Annotated in this window: 16 protein-coding genes and 1 tRNA gene; 11 read left to right on the plus strand and 6 right to left on the minus strand. The window is 66.3% G+C overall.

Features of this window, described 5'->3' with window-relative positions; all coding sequences use genetic code 11:
• Nucleotides 1-224: 224 nt before the first annotated feature.
• Entirely contained in the window at nucleotides 225-521 is a 297-nt protein-coding gene (locus HOP52_RS16020) for a hypothetical protein (protein ID WP_238978414.1), read from the plus strand.
• An 87-nt stretch (nucleotides 522-608) separates the two neighbouring features.
• Here HOP52_RS16020 and putP read toward each other — a convergent pair whose 3' ends face one another.
• The 6 genes from putP to HOP52_RS16050 form a co-directional block, all read right to left on the minus strand.
• The gene (gene putP / locus HOP52_RS16025) at nucleotides 609-2,087 is read right to left on the minus strand and encodes a sodium/proline symporter PutP (RefSeq protein ID WP_238978415.1); all 1,479 of its coding nucleotides are present in this window, start codon (nucleotides 2,085-2,087) and stop codon (nucleotides 609-611) included.
• Nucleotides 2,088-2,130: 43 nt separating this feature from the next.
• Nucleotides 2,131-5,322, minus strand: coding sequence for a bifunctional proline dehydrogenase/L-glutamate gamma-semialdehyde dehydrogenase PutA (gene putA / locus HOP52_RS16030; RefSeq protein WP_238978416.1), 3,192 nt, complete (start codon nucleotides 5,320-5,322; stop codon nucleotides 2,131-2,133).
• 163 nt (nucleotides 5,323-5,485) lie between these two features.
• The gene (locus tag HOP52_RS16035; protein ID WP_238978417.1) at nucleotides 5,486-6,307 is read right to left on the minus strand and encodes a helix-turn-helix transcriptional regulator; all 822 of its coding nucleotides are present in this window, start codon (nucleotides 6,305-6,307) and stop codon (nucleotides 5,486-5,488) included.
• A 50-nt stretch (nucleotides 6,308-6,357) separates the two neighbouring features.
• Nucleotides 6,358-6,738 (minus strand): hypothetical protein, encoded by a 381-nt coding sequence (locus HOP52_RS16040; RefSeq protein WP_238978418.1) that lies wholly within the window; start codon nucleotides 6,736-6,738, stop codon nucleotides 6,358-6,360.
• A 79-nt stretch (nucleotides 6,739-6,817) separates the two neighbouring features.
• Nucleotides 6,818-6,891, minus strand: a tRNA-Gly gene (locus HOP52_RS16045).
• A 402-nt stretch (nucleotides 6,892-7,293) separates the two neighbouring features.
• On the minus strand, nucleotides 7,294-7,701 hold the full coding sequence (locus HOP52_RS16050; protein ID WP_238978419.1) for a CBS domain-containing protein: 408 nt from the start codon (nucleotides 7,699-7,701) through the stop codon (nucleotides 7,294-7,296).
• 217 nt (nucleotides 7,702-7,918) lie between these two features.
• Here HOP52_RS16050 and HOP52_RS16055 point away from each other — a divergent pair, with 217 nt between their 5' ends.
• The 10 genes from HOP52_RS16055 (at nucleotide 7,919) to HOP52_RS16100 (ending at nucleotide 16,851) form a co-directional block, all read left to right on the plus strand.
• A complete protein-coding gene (locus HOP52_RS16055) occupies nucleotides 7,919-8,401 on the plus strand; it encodes a YqaE/Pmp3 family membrane protein (RefSeq protein WP_238978420.1) in 483 nt (160 codons plus the stop codon).
• Nucleotides 8,402-8,563: 162 nt separating this feature from the next.
• A complete protein-coding gene (gene glpK / locus HOP52_RS16060; protein ID WP_238978421.1) occupies nucleotides 8,564-10,069 on the plus strand; it encodes a glycerol kinase GlpK in 1,506 nt (501 codons plus the stop codon).
• A gap of 92 nt (nucleotides 10,070-10,161) precedes the next feature.
• Nucleotides 10,162-11,031 (plus strand): carboxylate/amino acid/amine transporter, encoded by an 870-nt coding sequence (locus tag HOP52_RS16065; RefSeq protein ID WP_238978422.1) that lies wholly within the window; start codon nucleotides 10,162-10,164, stop codon nucleotides 11,029-11,031.
• Between the two features lie 59 nt (nucleotides 11,032-11,090).
• Nucleotides 11,091-11,972 (plus strand): NAD(+) kinase, encoded by an 882-nt coding sequence (locus tag HOP52_RS16070; protein WP_238978423.1) that lies wholly within the window; start codon nucleotides 11,091-11,093, stop codon nucleotides 11,970-11,972.
• A 10-nt stretch (nucleotides 11,973-11,982) separates the two neighbouring features.
• Nucleotides 11,983-12,969, plus strand: a complete 987-nt coding sequence (locus HOP52_RS16075; RefSeq protein WP_238978451.1) for a metallophosphoesterase — start codon at nucleotides 11,983-11,985, stop codon at nucleotides 12,967-12,969.
• Nucleotides 12,970-13,208: 239 nt separating this feature from the next.
• On the plus strand, nucleotides 13,209-14,057 hold the full coding sequence (locus tag HOP52_RS16080; RefSeq protein ID WP_238978424.1) for a rhomboid family intramembrane serine protease: 849 nt from the start codon (nucleotides 13,209-13,211) through the stop codon (nucleotides 14,055-14,057).
• Between the two features lie 13 nt (nucleotides 14,058-14,070).
• A complete protein-coding gene (locus HOP52_RS16085) occupies nucleotides 14,071-14,355 on the plus strand; it encodes a YeaC family protein (protein ID WP_238978425.1) in 285 nt (94 codons plus the stop codon).
• 49 nt (nucleotides 14,356-14,404) lie between these two features.
• Entirely contained in the window at nucleotides 14,405-15,205 is an 801-nt protein-coding gene (locus HOP52_RS16090; RefSeq protein ID WP_238978452.1) for a DUF2797 domain-containing protein, read from the plus strand.
• 78 nt (nucleotides 15,206-15,283) lie between these two features.
• Entirely contained in the window at nucleotides 15,284-16,279 is a 996-nt protein-coding gene (locus tag HOP52_RS16095; protein WP_238978426.1) for a zinc-dependent alcohol dehydrogenase family protein, read from the plus strand.
• A 134-nt stretch (nucleotides 16,280-16,413) separates the two neighbouring features.
• Nucleotides 16,414-16,851, plus strand: coding sequence for a CopD family protein (locus HOP52_RS16100; protein ID WP_238978427.1), 438 nt, complete (start codon nucleotides 16,414-16,416; stop codon nucleotides 16,849-16,851).
• Nucleotides 16,852-16,870: the final 19 nt, after the last annotated feature.

A 16,870-nucleotide genomic window follows, 5' to 3' on the forward strand; every position in this document is an offset into this window, starting at 1 on the left:
AAATGCATTATAGGAACGCTGTTTCTAAAAGTCTTGTAAAATTATTCAATGGCTTTGAACGAGGTGATATGAGCAGTTTATGAGGTTTGGTTAGATTATGTGGATGTTCTGCATATTGAAGCGGGGTTCGCTGTATAAGAAATGCTGTGATGCAGTGTGAGCGATTCGCCATCCCGCGCGCTATCGTCTTGACTGGGGGCTGGGTATCGAAGGGAGGAGAGCCGATGAGAAGCGATGTGCAAGCGCGACCCGACTGGGTGGCGCTGGTGGCGATGTTGGTAGCGGCCGCGCTGGCGCTGTGGCTATTGCTGCGCCCGGAACTGATCAGTGCGCTGCCCATGCCGGTGCGCCTGCCGCTGATCGCTCTGGGGGTCTGGGCTCTGGGGGCCGCCTTCATGCGCCCGCTGGGGCTCGAGCTGCGACGCCACTGGCAGCGGCGGGCGGCGTCGCCGCCGTGGAGCCTGGTGGCCCTGGGCGTCTTTACGCTGATCCTGCTATTGCGAGCGCTGTGGCTGACATGATCTGGCCACCACGTGAGGGGTGTGAAAAAACGACAGGCCGCCAAAGAGGCGGCCTGTCGAGTCGAGCCTAAATCGCTCAGTGGCGGATCAGGGCTCCGCGAAGGTATCGAAGTCGGCGGTCACCCGCAGGTTCGGCTCCTCGGTAGCCAGGCTTGCCGCCACGATGGCGATGTAGGCGAAGATCACCCCGGGGACGATCTCGTAGAGGTCGAACAGCCCGCCGGAGAGTTCGGCCCAAATCACCACGGTCACGCCGCCCACCACGATGCCGGCCAGCGCCCCCCACTTGTTCATGCGCCGCCAGTAGAGCGACATGATCAGTGCCGGACCGAAGGCGGCGCCGAAGCCGGCCCAGGCGTAGGCGACCAGGTCGAGCACGGTGGCGTCGGGGTTCAGGGCGAGCAGGTAGGCGATCACGGCGATGCCGATCACCGCGAAGCGGCCGACCCACACCAGCTCGGTCTGGCTGGCGTCCTTGCGGAAGATCGCCTTGTAGAAGTCGTCGGTCAGCGCCGAGGAGGAGACCAGCAGCTGGGAGTCGGCGGTGGACATGATGGCGGCCAGGATGGCGGCCAGCAGGATACCGGCGATCACCGGGTGGAAGATCAGGTTGACCATCACCATGAACACCGTCTCGCCATCGGCCAGATCGCGCTGCACATAGCCCACGCCGAGCAGGCCCACGGCCACGGAGCTGATCAGGGCGATGGCGGTCCAGGAGACGGCGATGCGCCGAGCGGTGGGGATGTCGCGGTCGCTGCGAATGGCGGCGAAGCGGGCCAGGATGTGCGGCTGGCCGAAGTAGCCCAGGCCCCAGGCCAAGGAACTGACGATACCGATGAAGGTCAGCGCCTCGCCGGTGGAGGCGTCGCGGAACCAGGCCAGCATGTACTCACTCTCGGCGGCGAGCGCCGCGCCGGCGCCTGCGGTACCGCCCAGGTCGCTGAAGGCGATGATCGGCACGATGGCCAGGGCGGCGGCCATCATCAGCCCCTGGATCAGGTCGGTCCAGGAGACCGCCAGGAAGCCGCCGAAGAAGGTATAGGAGATGACCGCGATGGTGCCGATGGTCACCGCCAGGGTGTAGTCATAGCCGAATACCGTCTCGAACAGCCGGCCGCCGGCCACCAGGCCCGAGCTGGTATAGAAGAGGAAGAACATCAGAATGAACAGCGCCGAGATCACCCGCAGCAGCTGCGTCTTGTCCTGGAAGCGGTTGGCGAAATACTCCGGCAGGGTCAGGGAATCGCTGAGCTTGAAGCTGTAGAGGCGCAGGCGACGCGCCACGACCAGCCAGTTGAGCCAGGTGCCGACCAGTAGGCCCACGGCGATCCAACTCGCCGAGATGCCGCTGACGTAGGCGGCCCCGGGCAGGCCCAGCAGCAGCCACCCCGACATGTCCGAGGCCCCGGCGGAGATCGCCGAGGTCCAGGGCCCTAGCGAGCGACCGCCGAGGATGTAGTCGGAGAGGTTGGTGGTGCGCATGTAGGCGACGATACCGATGCCCAGCATCAGCAGCAGGTACGCCACGAAGGTAAAGCCGATGGCCATGTTGTTCTCAATCATATGAGAGTTCCTTCAGTGTTGTTGTGGTTCCAGTCATGAGTGCTCACTCATCTCCCAGCGCAAGCAGTGACGCATTGCCGCCCAGCGCGGCGGTGTTGTTGGTCACCGTTTTTTCCGTGGCGAAGCGCAGCAGGTAGTGCGGTCCGCCGGCCTTGGGGCCGGTGCCGGAGAGGCCCTGGCCGCCAAACGGCTGTACGCCGACAACGGCGCCGATGATATTGCGGTTGATATACACGTTACCAACCCGGATTTTCTGCGCTATTTCATCGGCAAAGGATTCGTTACGGCTGTGCACGCCGAAGGTCAGGCCGTAGCCGCGACCGTTGATCGACTCGATCACCTTGTTCAGCTCGCTGGCCTTGTAGCGCACGATATGCAGCACCGGGCCGAACTGCTCACGCTCCAGCGCCTCGATGCCGTCGATCTGGAAGGCCGCCGGGGCCACGAAGGTGCCGTTGGCGGTGTACCGCGGGTCGAGTCGGGTTTCGGCCAGCAGCCGGCCCTCGCCCTTGAGCGTCTCGATATGCGCCATCAGCCCCCGACGGGCGTCCTCGTCGATCACCGGGCCCACGTCGGTGCCCAGGTCGCGGGGATCGCCCACGTGCAGTTCCGCCATGGCCCCTTCGAGGATCTCGATCACTCGGTCGGCCACGTCGTCCTGCAGGTAGAGTACCCGAAGCGCCGAGCAGCGCTGGCCGGCGCTCTGGAAGGCCGACTGGATCACGTCCACCACCACCTGCTCGGGCAGGGCGGTGGAGTCGACGATCATGGCGTTCATGCCGCCGGTTTCGGCGATCAGCGTTGGCAGCGGCGCGTTCTCTCGGGCGGCCAGGGCGCGGTTGATGATCTGGGCGGTGTCGGTGCCGCCGGTGAAGACCACCCCGGTGATGCGCGCATCGCGGGTCAGCACGCTGCCCACGGTGGGGCCGTCGCCAGGCAATAGCTGGACGACGTCGCGGGGCATGCCGGCCTCGTACAGGAGCTCGATGACCCGGTGGGCGACGATGGAAGTCTGCTCGGCGGGCTTGGCCAGCACGGTGTTGCCGGCCACGGCAGCGGCCACCACCTGGCCGCAGAAGATCGCCACCGGGAAGTTCCAGGGGCTGATGGCGGCGAAGACGCCCTTGCCGGAGAGCATCAGCTCGTTGGATTCGCCGGTGGGCCCGGGCAGGGCGGTGGGCTCGGCGAACATCGCTTCGGCGCGCATGGCGTAGTAGCGGCAGAAGTCCACCGCCTCGCGGATTTCATCGACGCCGTCGGTGAGCAGCTTGCCGCCCTCCCGGGAGCACAGCGTCATCAGCTCGGCCATGTGGGTTTCCATCAGATCGCCCAGGCGGCGCACGATGGCGGCCCGCTCGGCCACCGGGGTGGCGTCCCAGCGCGGGAAGGCGGCCCAGGCGGCATCCACGGCGCGGGCGGCCTGCTCGGCGCTGGTCCACTGCACGCTTCCGACCCGCTTGTTGCGATCAAAGGGGCTGGTTACTTCGTGGGTATTGGCCGGATCGGTGGCCACCTCGAAAGCCAGCAGTGGACGCGCGCTATAGGCCTTGTCCATGAAGCCGGCCATGGCGTCCATCAGCGGCTGGTACTGGCTGCGCACATTGAGATTGACGCCGCCTGAGTTGCGTCGACCCTTGCCATAGATGTCCTGGGGCAACGGAATCTTCGAGTTGGTGTAGCGGCTGTGCTGCTTGAGCGCCTCCACGGGGTGCACGCAGAGCGACTCCACCGGCACCTTGGGGTCCACCAGCTGGTGGACGAACGACGAGTTGGCGCCGTTTTCCAGCAAGCGGCGCACCAGGTAGGGGAGCAGGTCCTTGTGGGCGCCCACCGGGGCGTAGATGCGGCAGTAGGTCCCCTTGGGGGCGCGCTTGAGAGCGGCCTCGTAGAGCGCCTCGCCCATGCCGTGCAGCCGCTGAAACTCGAAGGCGCGATCGGCGGCATTGGCCTGCTCGAGGATGGTGCTGATGGTGTGGGCGTTGTGGGTGGCGAACTGGGGGAAGATCCGCCCGCGGGTGTCATCGGAGAGCAGGAAGCGGGCGCACACCAGGTAGGCCACGTCGGTGGCCGCCTTGCGGGTGTAGACGGGGTAGCCGTCGACGCCGAGCTGCTGGGACTCCTTGATTTCGCTGTCCCAGTAAGCGCCCTTGACCAGACGCAGGGGGATCTCGTCGCCCTGACGGTCTGACAGGCGGTTGAGGTAATGCAGGGTCGGCAGGGCGCGCGTCGAGTAGGCCTGCACCACCAGGCCGAAGTGGCCCCATCCCCGGCAGCTGTCGCTTTCGTAGACGGCTCGGAACACCTCCAGCGACAGCTCGAGGCGGTCCACCTCCTCGGCATCGACGGTCAGCGCCACGTCGCGCTCGCGGGCCATGTCGACCAGCTGGCGAACGCTCCCCACCAGTTCGCGGAGGATCTGCTCGCGGCGGCCGAACTCGTAGCGCGGATGCAGCGCCGAGAGCTTGATCGACACCGAAGGCGCCGGGGTCTTCGCCGACAGGCCCTGGCTGGTCTTGCCGACCCGCTCGATGGCCCGGGCATAGTCGTCGAAGTAGCGCTTGGCGTCGGCGCGGGTGCGGGCGGCTTCGCCAAGCATGTCGTAGGAATAGGTGTAGCCCTTGTCAAACAGCGGCTTGGAGCGCTTCAGGGCCTCGTCGATGTCGCGGCCCAGTACGAACTGCTTGCCCATGATCTTCATGGCTTCGACCATGGCCCGGCGAATCACCGGCTCGCCCATGCGGTTGACCAGCTTGTTGATAAAGCCGCTGGGCTTGCCCTCGCGGGGCTTGTCGAGCGTCACCACCCGGCCGGTCATCAACAGGCCCCAGGTAGAGGCGTTGACCATCCAGGAGTCGCTCTGGCCCATGTGCGCCTTCCAGTCGGCGGGGCCCAGCTTATCCTCGATCAGTGCATCGGCGGTGGCCTTGTCGGGAATGCGCAGCATGGCCTCGGCCAGGCACATCAGCATCAGGCCTTCATGGGTGTCCAGGCTGTACTGCTGCAGCAGCTCGTCGATGGTGTCTACCGCGGTGTCCATCTCGCGAACGTCGCGAACGAGTTCCGCCGTCTTGCCGGCAATGCGCCGAAAGTCGTCGGTGTCGGCGCTCAGTACCGCGATCAGTTCGCCGACGAAGGCGTCTTCATCGACGACGTAGTGTTCGCTGACGCGCGCGAAGAGCGTGTCGAGATCCTGCTGCCAGGTGGCGGTGTCCAGCATCTTGTTGGAATCGAGCATGAGGTATCCCCCGGGTATGACCCGTTTGCTAAGGCATCACCACGGCCGCGTTCGGGCGGGCTGCCCGGGGCCAGTGGGTTTTCCAGAGAGTAGGGGGCCGCTCGACTAACTGCTTGTCGATTCCGGGGGTAAGTTTGTCGATTTCGCGCGTGGCGACAGTGGTTTACGACTTAAGTCGAATGCTGTGTGACGTGTCACTGTCAACTTTCAGGCGTCCGAGGGGCTGCTGGCGCAGCTTGCTGGGGGGGCAGCCGAAGGTACGCCGGAAGGCGTGGGACAGGGCGCTCTGGTGGGTGAAGCCGGTGGCGGCGGCGACGTCGGACAGCGGCATGCGGCTTTCCAGAAGCAGCTGCCTTGCCCGGTTCAGGCGCCGGCTGCGAACGTACTGCCAGGGCGAGACGCCGGTCTGTTCGCGGAAGCAGCTGCGAAAGTGTGCCTCGCTCAGGCACGCCTGGGCGGCCAGGTCGCCGACCGTCAGGGGGCTGGCCAGGTGCTGGTCGATGTAGCGGTCGAGCTTGGCCAGGTCGAGCCGCTGCAGGGCCGGAGGCGGCGCGCTGTTGCCCAGGCGGGCGTGCAGGCAGCCGAGCAGGGTGGCGGCCAGACGATCGCTCTGGAGCGGGTCGTGGCGATCCGGCGGCAGGCTGGCAAGCTCATGGAGCAGGAAGTCGAGATAGCGCTTCAGGGGATCATCGAGATCGAAGAAGCGCGGGGCATCGAACAGGCGCACCAGTTCATGGTGGTGGCCGGTCAGCGAGGGGGCCTCGGCGGGCAGGTCGAGGATCAGCTGGCGGTTGTCGCCCTGGCCGACATAGTAGTGCACGTGATTGGCCGGCACGATGCAGCCCGAGAGGGCCGAGATGGCACCGCCCAGCCCCTCGATCTCGAATTCGGCCTGGCCCCGCAGCCCGATCACGATCTGGTGGTAGTCGTGAGCATGATGCTGGGTGGCGGTATCGAGAGGGATCTGGCGAATGGCACTGGGCATGCACGCTCCCCGCCTGGGTGTCGAAGCGCTACAGTATAGACGATGCCCGGTCAGCGTTCATTGTCTTGCTCTTGCTGGCGTTTGAGCCGGGTATGGGCGGCCAGGTGGTCGCGTAGCGCCGCCAGCTCCTCCTGACCCGTTGCGTCCAGCAGCGGCTTGCCCTGGGCAATCTGCCAGCGGCGGCCGTGCTCGCTCATCAGTCGCTGGGCACGGCGGCGAACGCCGTCCAGATACTCGTCATGACGAATCGGGTAGCCGACGATGGCATTCCACTCATTCTCGCTGATACGGCTCTCCAGGGCCTTGTCGAAGGCCTCCAGGAGGTGCTCGGGCTCGGTGCGGTAGCGCGGGGTGCGCGAGAACATCAGGATCAACACCATGCCGCCGATGATCAGCAGGCAGACGGCGAAAATCAGCAGGAAAAGCGCCATGGAGCCGCTCCAGGAGCTCGTGTCGCTGGAAGCGCAGGGCCGATAAATGCAGGCAAGGCAAGTTGACACGAGAAGAGATTGGAGCGGGTGAAGGGAATCGAACCCTCGTCTTAAGCTTGGGAAGCTTCTGCTCTACCATTGAGCTACACCCGCAAGGCGGTTTCGATAGTAAAACCAAATGGTTGCCGCTTGCAAGCTGTCTCCCTACCTGGCGTTTCGCTTTTTTCCGATTTTCCCTGGTAAGTGCCTGTTTTGACGTTCTCGCTCGGGGCGCTGTCGCCTGCCATGGGCGGCGGGCCACCCCGAGGTGAGCGAGTCGGCCATGCCGGGGGGAAAAACCTGCCACGGTGCGCGAACTTTCTGGCGAAGGAGTGTCATATTGAGTACAGACAACAGCGCGATGGCAGTCGCTAACACTGTTGCTCTGGCTCGCAGTTTCGATCTTGCCGCCCATGCTCCCATGTGGCGGCTTTCTTTTGCGCGCGGCTTCTCCGTGAGCGTGCCAGACGCGACGACGCCCGGCGCGCGGCCAGGCGTCGTCAGCGGCTTGACTGCTCAGGCGCGGCGCATGCGCAGGATCGCGGTTAGCACGTCGCGCCGGGTGACGATGCCGACCAGGCGCTCCTGCTCGGTCACCGGGTAGACCTTGGGCTTGGAGCCGAGCATCTCCTGGGCCAGGTCGGTGATGCTCTTGTTGGGTGTGACCGAGAGCACCTCGTGGCGCATCAGTTCTCTCACCAGCGGTGGCTCCTCGTTGAGGTAGGCGCTCTCCAGCAGCTTGCCGAGCACGTCCTGCTCGGAGATGAAGCCGATCAGGTGGTCATGGCTGTCGACCACCGGGACCCCGGGGAGCCGGTGCAGTGCCAGGCCTTCGGCCAGGGTCGTGACCGACGTATTGGCGGTGACCCGATAGCAGTCGCGGGACATGATGTCGCGAACGATAGTGGGGGCCTTGCTGGGCATGGCGGATCTCCTTGTCCATGGTTCGGATGCGTTCAGCATAGCCGACAGCCGGTGCGCCGGTCTGCCATCGGTTAACACTTTTACCAACGCTGGGAGCTGTCTGCGTTGGAACCCGGTAAAGGAGCGAGGGCTCCAAATTAGGAAAACGCTTGTACATGGCAGGGGCGGCCGTCCAGTCTGACAGTCGACTGCTGCTTGCCGTCACCGGGAGGTCGCGATGGATGCACGGGAATACATGGCCAAGAAAGGCATCGGCGGTGGCCGTGATGAGGAGCGGCCCAACACTCTCGAGGAGAAAGCCTGGGCCCGTGCCCGCGAGGCCGGTGATCATCGGCCGCGGGCGGGAACGCCCTACGATTGGGAGGACTGGGAGCGCTACCATGACGAACTCGCTGAGGGAGCCGAGGAGATCGAGCAGAAGATTGACCACGAGGCCCACCCTGCCCTCGCCCACGCCGAGGCCAAATCCGCCGCGGGCGCCGGCGGTGAGGTGACGACAGCGGCTGCCACGCCCGCTGTGCCTCCTCATCCGGCGGTTCGGCTGGCGTTCAAGACGCTGGCCGTGCTGCTGCCCCCGCTGGCCGTTGGCCTGTCGCGCGGCGGGCCCAAGCGCCTGATGGTCAATCTGCTGTTGACCCTGCTCGGTTGGCTGCCAGGGGTGGTGCATGCGCTGCGCTGGCTGCGCCGTGGGAGCGGCTAACGGAGTTCTCTCGGCTGTGGGTCGGGCCCAAGGGACATTGCACCGAGGCCGAGACTCGAGCGTCTCCGGTGTCTGCGGGCTTTCTTGTATGCTGCTGATATGACGCCCTGCGGCGTGTCGGCAACCATTGCCCCCACTACCGTTCGTCTCGAGGAGATAGCCATGGAAAAACAGTACATCCTGTCGTTCGATCAGGGCACGACCAGCTGTCGCGCCATCCTCTTCGACCGGGACGCCCGGATCGTGGGCATCGCCCAGAAGGAGTTCACGCAATATTACCCCACCCCCGGCTGGGTGGAGCATGACGCCATGGAGATTTGGGGCAGTCAGATGGGGGTGGCCCGCGAGGTGCTGGAAACCCAGGGCATCAAGCCCTCCCAGGTGGCCGCGATCGGCATCACCAACCAGCGCGAGACCACGGTGGTCTGGGATCGCCATACCGGCAAGCCCATCCACCCTGCCATCGTTTGGCAGGACCGCCGCACCGCGCCGCTGTGCGACGAGCTCAAGGAGCGGGGGCTGGAAGACTATATCCGCGAGACCACCGGCCTGGTGGCCGATGCCTACTTTTCGGGAACCAAGATTCGCTGGATCCTCGACAACGTCGAGGGGGCACAGGAGCGGGCGGAGCGCGGCGACCTGCTGTTCGGCACCATGGATACCTGGCTGGTCTGGAACCTGACCCGCGGCGAGCGCCACGTCACGGATTACAGCAACGCCTCGCGCACCCTGCTCTACAACATCCGCACCCTGGAGTGGGATGCACGCATGCTCGACGAGCTGGGCATTCCGGCCGCCATGCTGCCGGAGGTCCGTCCCTCCAGCGAAGTCTACGGCACCACCGGCGCCGAGATGTTCGGCGGCGCCCGGGTCCCCATCGCCGGTATTGCCGGCGACCAGCAGGCGGCGCTGTTCGGCCAGGCCTGCTTCGAGAAAGGCATGGTCAAGAACACCTACGGCACCGGCTGCTTCCTGCTGATGAACACCGGCGACACGCCCGTGCCGTCCAAGTCCGGCCTGCTCACCACCATCGCCTGGGGGCTGAACGGCAAGGTGGAATACGCCCTGGAAGGCGCCATCTTCATCGCCGGGGCGGCCGTGCAGTGGCTGCGCGACGAGCTCAAGCTGATCGACTCGGCCGAGGACTCGGAGTACTACGCCGGCAAGGTGGAGGACGCCGGTGGCGTCTATGTGGTGCCGGCCTTTGCCGGGCTGGGGGCGCCCTACTGGGACATGTACGCCCGCGGGGCGATCTTCGGCATCACCCGGGGCACGCGCAAGGAGCACATCACCCGGGCCACCCTGGACTCACTGGCCTACCAGACCCGCGACGTCATCGACGCCATGCAGGCCGACTCCGGCATCACCCTCAAGTCCCTGCGGGTGGACGGCGGCGCCGTGGCCAACAACGTCATGATGCAGTTCCAGGCCGACATGCTGGGCGTCAACGTGGAGCGCCCCAGGGTCACCGAGTCCACCGCCCTGGGGGCGGCCTACCTGGCCGGCATCGGCGTGGGGTTGTGGACCCAGCAAGAGGTGGCCGGCAAGGTCGAGCTGGAGCACACCTTCGAGCCGCAGATGGACGCCGAGTGCCGCGAGCGCAGCTACAAGGGCTGGAAGAAGGCCGTCCGGCGCACCATGCACTGGGAGCGGGACGACCAGGAGTGAGCGCCTCCGGACCTGGTGGCCCTCGGCGGCATTGATGTGGGCCTGAGACCGGGTATAAACTCCGTCAACTTTTTCAATGGCTGGAGTTAACCGTGGGCTATCTCATCGGCGTCACCGCCCTCTGGGCCTTCTCATTCTCGCTGATCGGCGTCTACCTGGCCGGCCAGGTGGACAGCTACTTCGCGGTACTGGTGCGGGTGGCGCTGGCGGCGTTGGTGTTCCTGCCCTTTCTGCGGCCCTCCCTGCTCAAGGGGCGCCAGCGCCTGGCCCTGATGGCCCTGGGAGCCGTCCAACTGGGCGTGATGTACATCTTCTTCTATCAGTCCTTCCTGCTGCTCTCGGTGCCGGAGGTGCTGCTGTTCACCATCTTCACGCCGCTCTATGTCACGCTGCTCGACGACGCCCTGTTCGGGCGATTCACGCCCTTCTACCTGCTTACCGCTGCGCTGGCGGTGCTGGGCGCGGCGGTGATCCGCTACGACGGCGTCGACGGTAGCTTCTGGCTGGGTTTCCTGGTGGTGCAGGGGGCCAACCTCTGCTTCGCCCTGGGCCAGGTGGGCTATCGACGGCTCTCCGTCGAGCTGCCGCCGGCGCTGCCGCGCTACAGCGTCTTCGCCTGGTTCTATCTGGGTGCCATGGTCGTGGCGCTGCCGGCGTTCGCGCTGCTCGGCAATGCCGGGGCCATGCCCACCACCGGCGTGCAGTGGGGCGTGCTGGCCTGGCTGGGTCTGGTGGCGTCGGGCCTTGGCTACTTCCTCTGGAACCTGGGCGCCACCCGGGTGGATGCCGGGGCCCTGGCGATCATGAACAACGCCCTGGTTCCCGCCGGCCTGCTGGTCAATCTGGTGATCTGGAACCGCGACGCCGACCTGTTGCGTCTGACGCTGGGTGGCGCCATCATCGTCGGTTCGCTGCTGCTCAATGAGTGGTGGATTCGCCGTCGGGTGCCTGCCGCTGCTTGAGTTTGCTGGGCTCGCGGCCAGCCGCCATAATGAGCGGCCGTGATCCGAGAGGCCAGGGAATGCAAACCTTCAAGAACATCGGGCTGATCGGTCGCCTGGGCAGCGCCAAGGTGGTCGACACCCTCAAGCGGCTGATGCGCTTCCTCGACGAGGCGGGCTACCACGTGATCGTCGAGGACCGTACCGCCACGGTGCTGCTCGACCACGGCCATCCCGAGGCCAGCCGTCGCACCCTGGGCGAGCTGTGCGACCTGGTCATCGTGGTGGGCGGCGATGGCAGCCTGCTGGGGGCGGCGCGCACCCTCTGCCACAGCGGCACCCTGGTGCTGGGCGTCAACCGCGGGCGACTGGGCTTTCTCACCGATATCTCGCCGGACGAGCTGGAGGAGCGCGTCGGCCACGTGCTGGCCGGCCAGTACGAGGTGGAGGAGCGCTTCCTGTTGGATGCCGAGCTCTATCGCGATGATACCCTGGTCGGCAACGGCGATGCGCTCAACGAGGTGGTGCTGCACCCGGGCAAGGCGGTGCGCATGATCGAGTTCGAGCTGTTCATCGACGGACAGTTCGTCTACAGCCAGCGCAGCGACGGCCTGATCATGGCCACGCCCACCGGCTCCACCGCCTATTCACTGTCCGGCGGGGGCTCCATCATGCACCCCAAGCTGGATGTCATCGAGCTGGTGCCGATGTTCCCGCATACCCTCTCGAGCCGGCCGATCGTCATCGATGCCGCCAGCGAGATCCGCGTGCACATCGGCGAGACCAACCAGACCTATCCGCATATCAGCTGCGACGGCCAGACCCGCGCGGTGGCCAAGCCCGACGATGTGCTGGTGGTGCGGCGCAAGCCCCAGCGAGTGCAGCTGGTGCATCCGCTGGGCCATAACTTCTATGAGGTCCTGCGCAGCAAGCTGGGCTGGAGCAACCGCCTGGGGGACTGAGGTGACGGCAATCGAAGGCTACGACCTGATCGGCGACGTGCACGGCTGTGGCGCCACCCTGGCCGCGCTGCTGGAGAAGCTCGGCTATCACCAGCGCGGCGGCGTCTACCGCCACCCACGCCGGCGGGTCATCTTCCTCGGCGATCTCATCGACCGCGGCCCGCGGATCCGGCTGGCGGTGACCATCGCCCGCCGCATGGTGGAGGAGGGCGAGGCGCATATCGTCATGGGCAACCATGAATACAATGCCCTGGCCTATTGCCACCGGGCGCCCCGGCGGCTGGGGCGTGAATGGCTGCGCGACCACTCGCCGCGCCACAATCGCATCATCAAGGAGACCCTGGATCAGTACCGCGATCATCCCGCCGAGTGGGAGGATACCCTGGCCTGGTTCCTGGAGATTCCGCTGTTTCTGGAGTTTGCCGGCCTGCGCGTCGTGCATGCCTGCTGGGATCAGCCGCTGATTGATGCCCTGCGCCAGGAGCACCCCGACGGGCGTATCGACGAGACCTTCCTGGAGGCTTCGGTGGACCCCGCCACCCAGGCGTTCCGGATCCTCGATCGACTGACCCGGGGAACGCACATTCCGCTTCCTCAAGGCACCGAGATCCACTCCGGCGACGGCTTTACCCGGCGCAGCTTCCGTGCCCATTTCTGGGCCCGCGACCCGGTCACCTGGGGCGATGTGGTCTTCCAGCCCGACAACCTGCCCGGCGACCTCGAGGCGCGGACCCTGAGCGACGCCGAACGGGCCCGGCTGAGCTACTACGGCCCCGAGCAGCGGCCGCTGTTCATCGGCCACTACTGGTGCGAGGGGATTCCCGCGCTGCCCGCCGCCAACGTGGCCTGCCTGGACTACAGCGCAGTGAAGTTTGGCCGCCTGGTGGCCTACCGCTGGAGCGGCGAGTCGCGCCTGGACGCCAACCACTTCGTCTGGGTGCGAGTGCCGCGGGAAGAAGAGGCGCGGCCCTGCCCCTGGGAGATCGAGTTCGACTAATGGGGCGCGCTGTGGCGCTTGCCAATGGGTATACAATTTATTACATGATTTTTTCGTCCCGGCGTGAACTTCCCCCGGCGCCGTCCATCAGAGTAAGTGTTCCCTTGAATGATCCCTTGCTCTTGTCCGGCGGCCCCCTTCCGCCGGATTTTTTCTGTGCGTGGGTAGTGTGCCGGCGCATTGTCGCGGCGGCTCGCTCATCGCATGATTGGGCCAGGCGCCAAACTCAGGGAGAGCTAATGTACCGCGTCATGCTGTTTCCCCACGATGTCGACACCCGCGACCTGCGCCAGGCGCTGTGGGCCCATCGCATCGGCCACCGGTTCACCGAGGAGGCCGAGGGCCAGGTGCTGTGGCTGGCCGACCCCGACCAGCACGAGGCCATGATGCAGCTGCTGTCGCGTTGGCAGCGCGGCGAGCGGGTCATGCCCGAGCGACGGCGCCGGCCCGTGGGCGGCGCCTCGCTGGCGGTGCCGTTCCGCCAGGCCCCGGTCTGCGCCACCACCCTGGGGCTGTGTCTGCTGGTGTTCGCGCTGATGGCGGTGATGGGCGACATCGTGGTGGCCATGCTGACCATCGTCCCCATCGGCATCGTCAACGGCAGCCTGGCCGTTGGCAGCCTCGGCGAGGCGCTGGCCTCCGGACAGGTGTGGCGGCTGCTGTCGCCGGCCTTCCTGCACTTCGGCTGGATGCACCTGATCTTCAACATGCTGTGGCTGTGGTACTTCGGCCGCCAGGTCGAGGCCTTCCACGGCTCACGACGGATGCTGCTGCTCCTGCTGGTGGCCGGCATCGGCGCCAACCTGGCCCAGTACGCCACCGGCACGGTGCTGTTCGGCGGCATGTCCGGCGTCGACTACGCGCTGCTGGGCTATGTGTGGCTGATGTCGCGTCGCGCGCCGGGAAGCGGCTTCTTCGTGCCGCAGATGCTGGTGGTGTTCATGCTCGGCTGGATGGTCTTCACCATGACCGATGCCGCCGGCGCGGTGGGGTTCGGCAACGTGGCCAATGAGGCGCACTTGGGCGGGCTGGTCGTGGGCCTGGCGCTGGGCTGGTATTATTCGAGCAAAGCCCGATTTCGGCAGTGACAGGACCGATTCCATGAGTGATATGACCTTCGAGAGCATGATCCAGCAGATGACCCCGAGCATCTATGAGAGCCTCAAGCAGGCGGTGGCGCTGCGCAAGTGGCCCGACGGACGCAGGCTGACCGCGGAACAGACCGAGCTTTGCCTGGAGGCGGTGATCCGCTATGAGGTGGAGAACGGTGTGCCTGAGGCCGAGCGGGTCGGCTACCTGGAGCAGCGCACCTGCGGCAGTGCCAGCTCCGGCGCCGATGTGCCGCCGGAACTGGCCGGCTTGGCCAAGAACGCCGCCGGTGACTGAGGTGGAAAGGATCGATACCGCCGCTTCCGTGCGGGGCTGTCTGAGCAAGATGGCCATCGAGCCCGGTGCGTCGGGTGAGTCGGCGCGCTACACCCTGCGTGCCGGCGACCAGCGCCTGGACCTCAACGCCAGGCTCGGCGAGCCGCTACGGCTGGCCTGGACCGGCGCCATCGCCTGTACCCACTGCGGGCGGGCAACGAAGAAGAGCTTTGCCCAGGGCTACTGCTACCCCTGCTTCAAGCGCCTGGCCCAGTGCGACACCTGCATCATGAAACCCGAGCTCTGCCACTACTTCGAGGGCACCTGCCGCGAGCCCGAGTGGGGCGAGCGCCACTGCTTCCAGTCCCATGTGGTCTACCTGGCCAACGCCTCCGGGCTCAAGGTGGGCATCACCCGGGGCACCCAGGTGCCGACCCGCTGGTTCGACCAGGGGGCGGTGCAGGCGCTGCCGATCCTCGAGGTGGACAGCCGTCAGCAGTCGGGCTTCGTCGAGGTGCTGTTCAAGGAGGAGGTGAGTGATCGCACCAACTGGCGGGCCATGCTCAAGGGCGAGACCCAGGCGCTGGATCTCGTCGCCGAGCGTGACCGCTTGCTGGCGCGGCTGGAGGCGGGCCTGGCCAACCTGCGCGAGCGCTTCGGCGCCGAGGCCATCCGCCTGCTCGATGCGCCGCCGGTGACCCTCGACTATCCGGTGCTCGAGTACCCCACCAAGGTGGTCTCCCACAACCTCGACAAGACACCGGCGATCGCCGGCACCCTGCTCGGCCTCAAGGGGCAGTACCTGATCCTCGACAGCGGGGTGATCAACCTGCGCAAGTACACCGGTTACGAGGTCGAAGTCTCCGTCTGACCGCTGACCGCTAACCGGTCTTCGGTCGCCCTGCGACTGGGCTATGCTCCGGGTGTGTATCTGCCACAGGAGCTCCCCATGAGCGAGATGCGTGCCATGCGCCTGCATGCCCCGGGCCAGCCGCTGGTGCTGGAACGGATTCCCCGTCCCGACCCTGGCCCGGGGGAAGTGCAGTTCCGGGTGCTGGCGTGCGGGGTCTGTCGCACCGACCTTCACGTGGTCGACGGCGAGCTTAGCGAGCCGACGCTGCCGCTGATTCCCGGCCACGAGATCGTCGGGGACATCACCGCCCTGGGGCAGGGCGTCGATGATCTGCAGGTGGGGCAGCGGGTCGGGGTGCCTTGGCTGGGCGGCACCTGTGGGGCCTGCGAGTACTGCTTGGCCGGCCGCGAGAACCTCTGCCCCCAAGCGCGCTTCACCGGCTATACCCGTGACGGCGGCTACGCCGAGTATGGCGTCGCCGATGCGCGCTACTGCTTTTCGCTGGATGCCGAGGACCCCCAGGCCGCCGCTCCGCTGCTGTGCGCTGGCCTGATCGGCTACCGGACCTGGCGCCTGGCCGGCGGGGAGCAGCCCCGACGGCTAGGCATCTACGGCTTCGGGGCTGCTGCCCATATCCTCGTCCAGCTTGCCGTGGCCAAGGGGCAGGCGGTGTATGCCTTCACACGCCCCGGCGATGACGATGCCCAGGCCTTTGCTCGGCGGTTGGGAGCGGTGTGGGCCGGCGACAGCGACCAGGCTCCCCCAGAGCCTCTGGATGCGGCACTGCTGTTCGCTCCGGTGGGCGAGCTCATACCCCTCGCGCTTTCCCAGGTGCGACCCGGGGGGAGCGTGGTATCGGGCGGTATCCATATGTCCGATATTCCAAGCTTTCCTTACCGCCTGCTGTGGCAGGAGCGCAGCCTGCGCTCGGTGGCCAATCTCACCCGCCGCGATGGCGAGGAATTCCTGGCCCTGGCGCCGCGGGTGCCGATCCTGACCGAGACCCGAGCCTATCCGCTCGAACAGGCCAACCAGGCGTTGGATGACCTGCGCCAGGGGCGTCTGTCCGGCGCCGCCGTGCTGATGCCCTGACCGAGGTGGCGGCCCTGGTCGAGCGGGCTTGAACAGCGGCTCCGTTAGTGGCTGGCCTGGCCCACTTCGATGGCGTTGGCTAGGGTGAACAGAGTGGGCTCCACCAACATCGGTTACTGCGCAAGGATGCTGTTATGCCTTGGCTCAAGTTTCTGCACATCGTTGCGTTGGTCATCTGGTGCGGGGCGCTACTCTACCTGCCGGCCCTGCTCTGCCAGTGCCTGTCCCGATATCGCGACGCCACCTTCGGCACCGCAGCGCCGTCCTTGCTCCGCACCTTTTTCAACGCCCTGGCTACGCCCTCGGCGCTGGTTGCCATCATCTCGGGCACGCTGCTGTTCCTGCTCCACGGCCTGCTGGGGGGGTGGCTGATCTTAAAGCTGGTGGCGGTGGTGGGCATGGTGATCAGCCATGCCCTGCTGGGATGGCTGGTCATACGGCTGGAGGCGGGCAGCGAGCGCTGGCTGGCAGCCGGGGCGCTGGGCTGTGCGCTGCTGGCCGGGCTGAGCATGCTGGCGGTGTTCATGCTGGTGCTGACCAAGCCGCTGGACTGGAGCGGAGGGCTACCATGAGCCGTCACTGGATCGCGGA

Origin of the sequence: Billgrantia campisalis (assembly GCF_022341425.1) — a bacterium.
In the GTDB taxonomy this organism is placed as follows: Bacteria; Pseudomonadota; Gammaproteobacteria; order Pseudomonadales; family Halomonadaceae; genus Halomonas; species Halomonas campisalis.

Excerpts from the sequence above, each read along its gene's own strand:
- HOP52_RS16035 (WP_238978417.1), bottom strand. The coding sequence starts at position 6,307 with ATGCCCAGTGCCATTCGCCAGATCCCTCTCGATACCGCCACCCAGCAT.
- HOP52_RS16100 (WP_238978427.1), top strand. The coding sequence starts at position 16,414 with ATGCCTTGGCTCAAGTTTCTGCACATCGTTGCGTTGGTCATCTGGTGC.
- putP (WP_238978415.1), bottom strand. The coding sequence starts at position 2,087 with ATGATTGAGAACAACATGGCCATCGGCTTTACCTTCGTGGCGTACCTG.
- HOP52_RS16040 (WP_238978418.1), bottom strand. The coding sequence starts at position 6,738 with ATGGCGCTTTTCCTGCTGATTTTCGCCGTCTGCCTGCTGATCATCGGC.
- putA (WP_238978416.1), bottom strand. The coding sequence starts at position 5,322 with ATGCTCGATTCCAACAAGATGCTGGACACCGCCACCTGGCAGCAGGAT.
- HOP52_RS16090 (WP_238978452.1), top strand. The coding sequence starts at position 14,405 with ATGGCCATCGAGCCCGGTGCGTCGGGTGAGTCGGCGCGCTACACCCTG.
- HOP52_RS16080 (WP_238978424.1), top strand. The coding sequence starts at position 13,209 with ATGTACCGCGTCATGCTGTTTCCCCACGATGTCGACACCCGCGACCTG.
- HOP52_RS16055 (WP_238978420.1), top strand. The coding sequence starts at position 7,919 with ATGGATGCACGGGAATACATGGCCAAGAAAGGCATCGGCGGTGGCCGT.
- HOP52_RS16050 (WP_238978419.1), bottom strand. The coding sequence starts at position 7,701 with ATGCCCAGCAAGGCCCCCACTATCGTTCGCGACATCATGTCCCGCGAC.
- glpK (WP_238978421.1), top strand. The coding sequence starts at position 8,564 with ATGGAAAAACAGTACATCCTGTCGTTCGATCAGGGCACGACCAGCTGT.
- HOP52_RS16085 (WP_238978425.1), top strand. The coding sequence starts at position 14,071 with ATGAGTGATATGACCTTCGAGAGCATGATCCAGCAGATGACCCCGAGC.
- HOP52_RS16020 (WP_238978414.1), top strand. The coding sequence starts at position 225 with ATGAGAAGCGATGTGCAAGCGCGACCCGACTGGGTGGCGCTGGTGGCG.
- HOP52_RS16070 (WP_238978423.1), top strand. The coding sequence starts at position 11,091 with ATGCAAACCTTCAAGAACATCGGGCTGATCGGTCGCCTGGGCAGCGCC.
- HOP52_RS16095 (WP_238978426.1), top strand. The coding sequence starts at position 15,284 with ATGAGCGAGATGCGTGCCATGCGCCTGCATGCCCCGGGCCAGCCGCTG.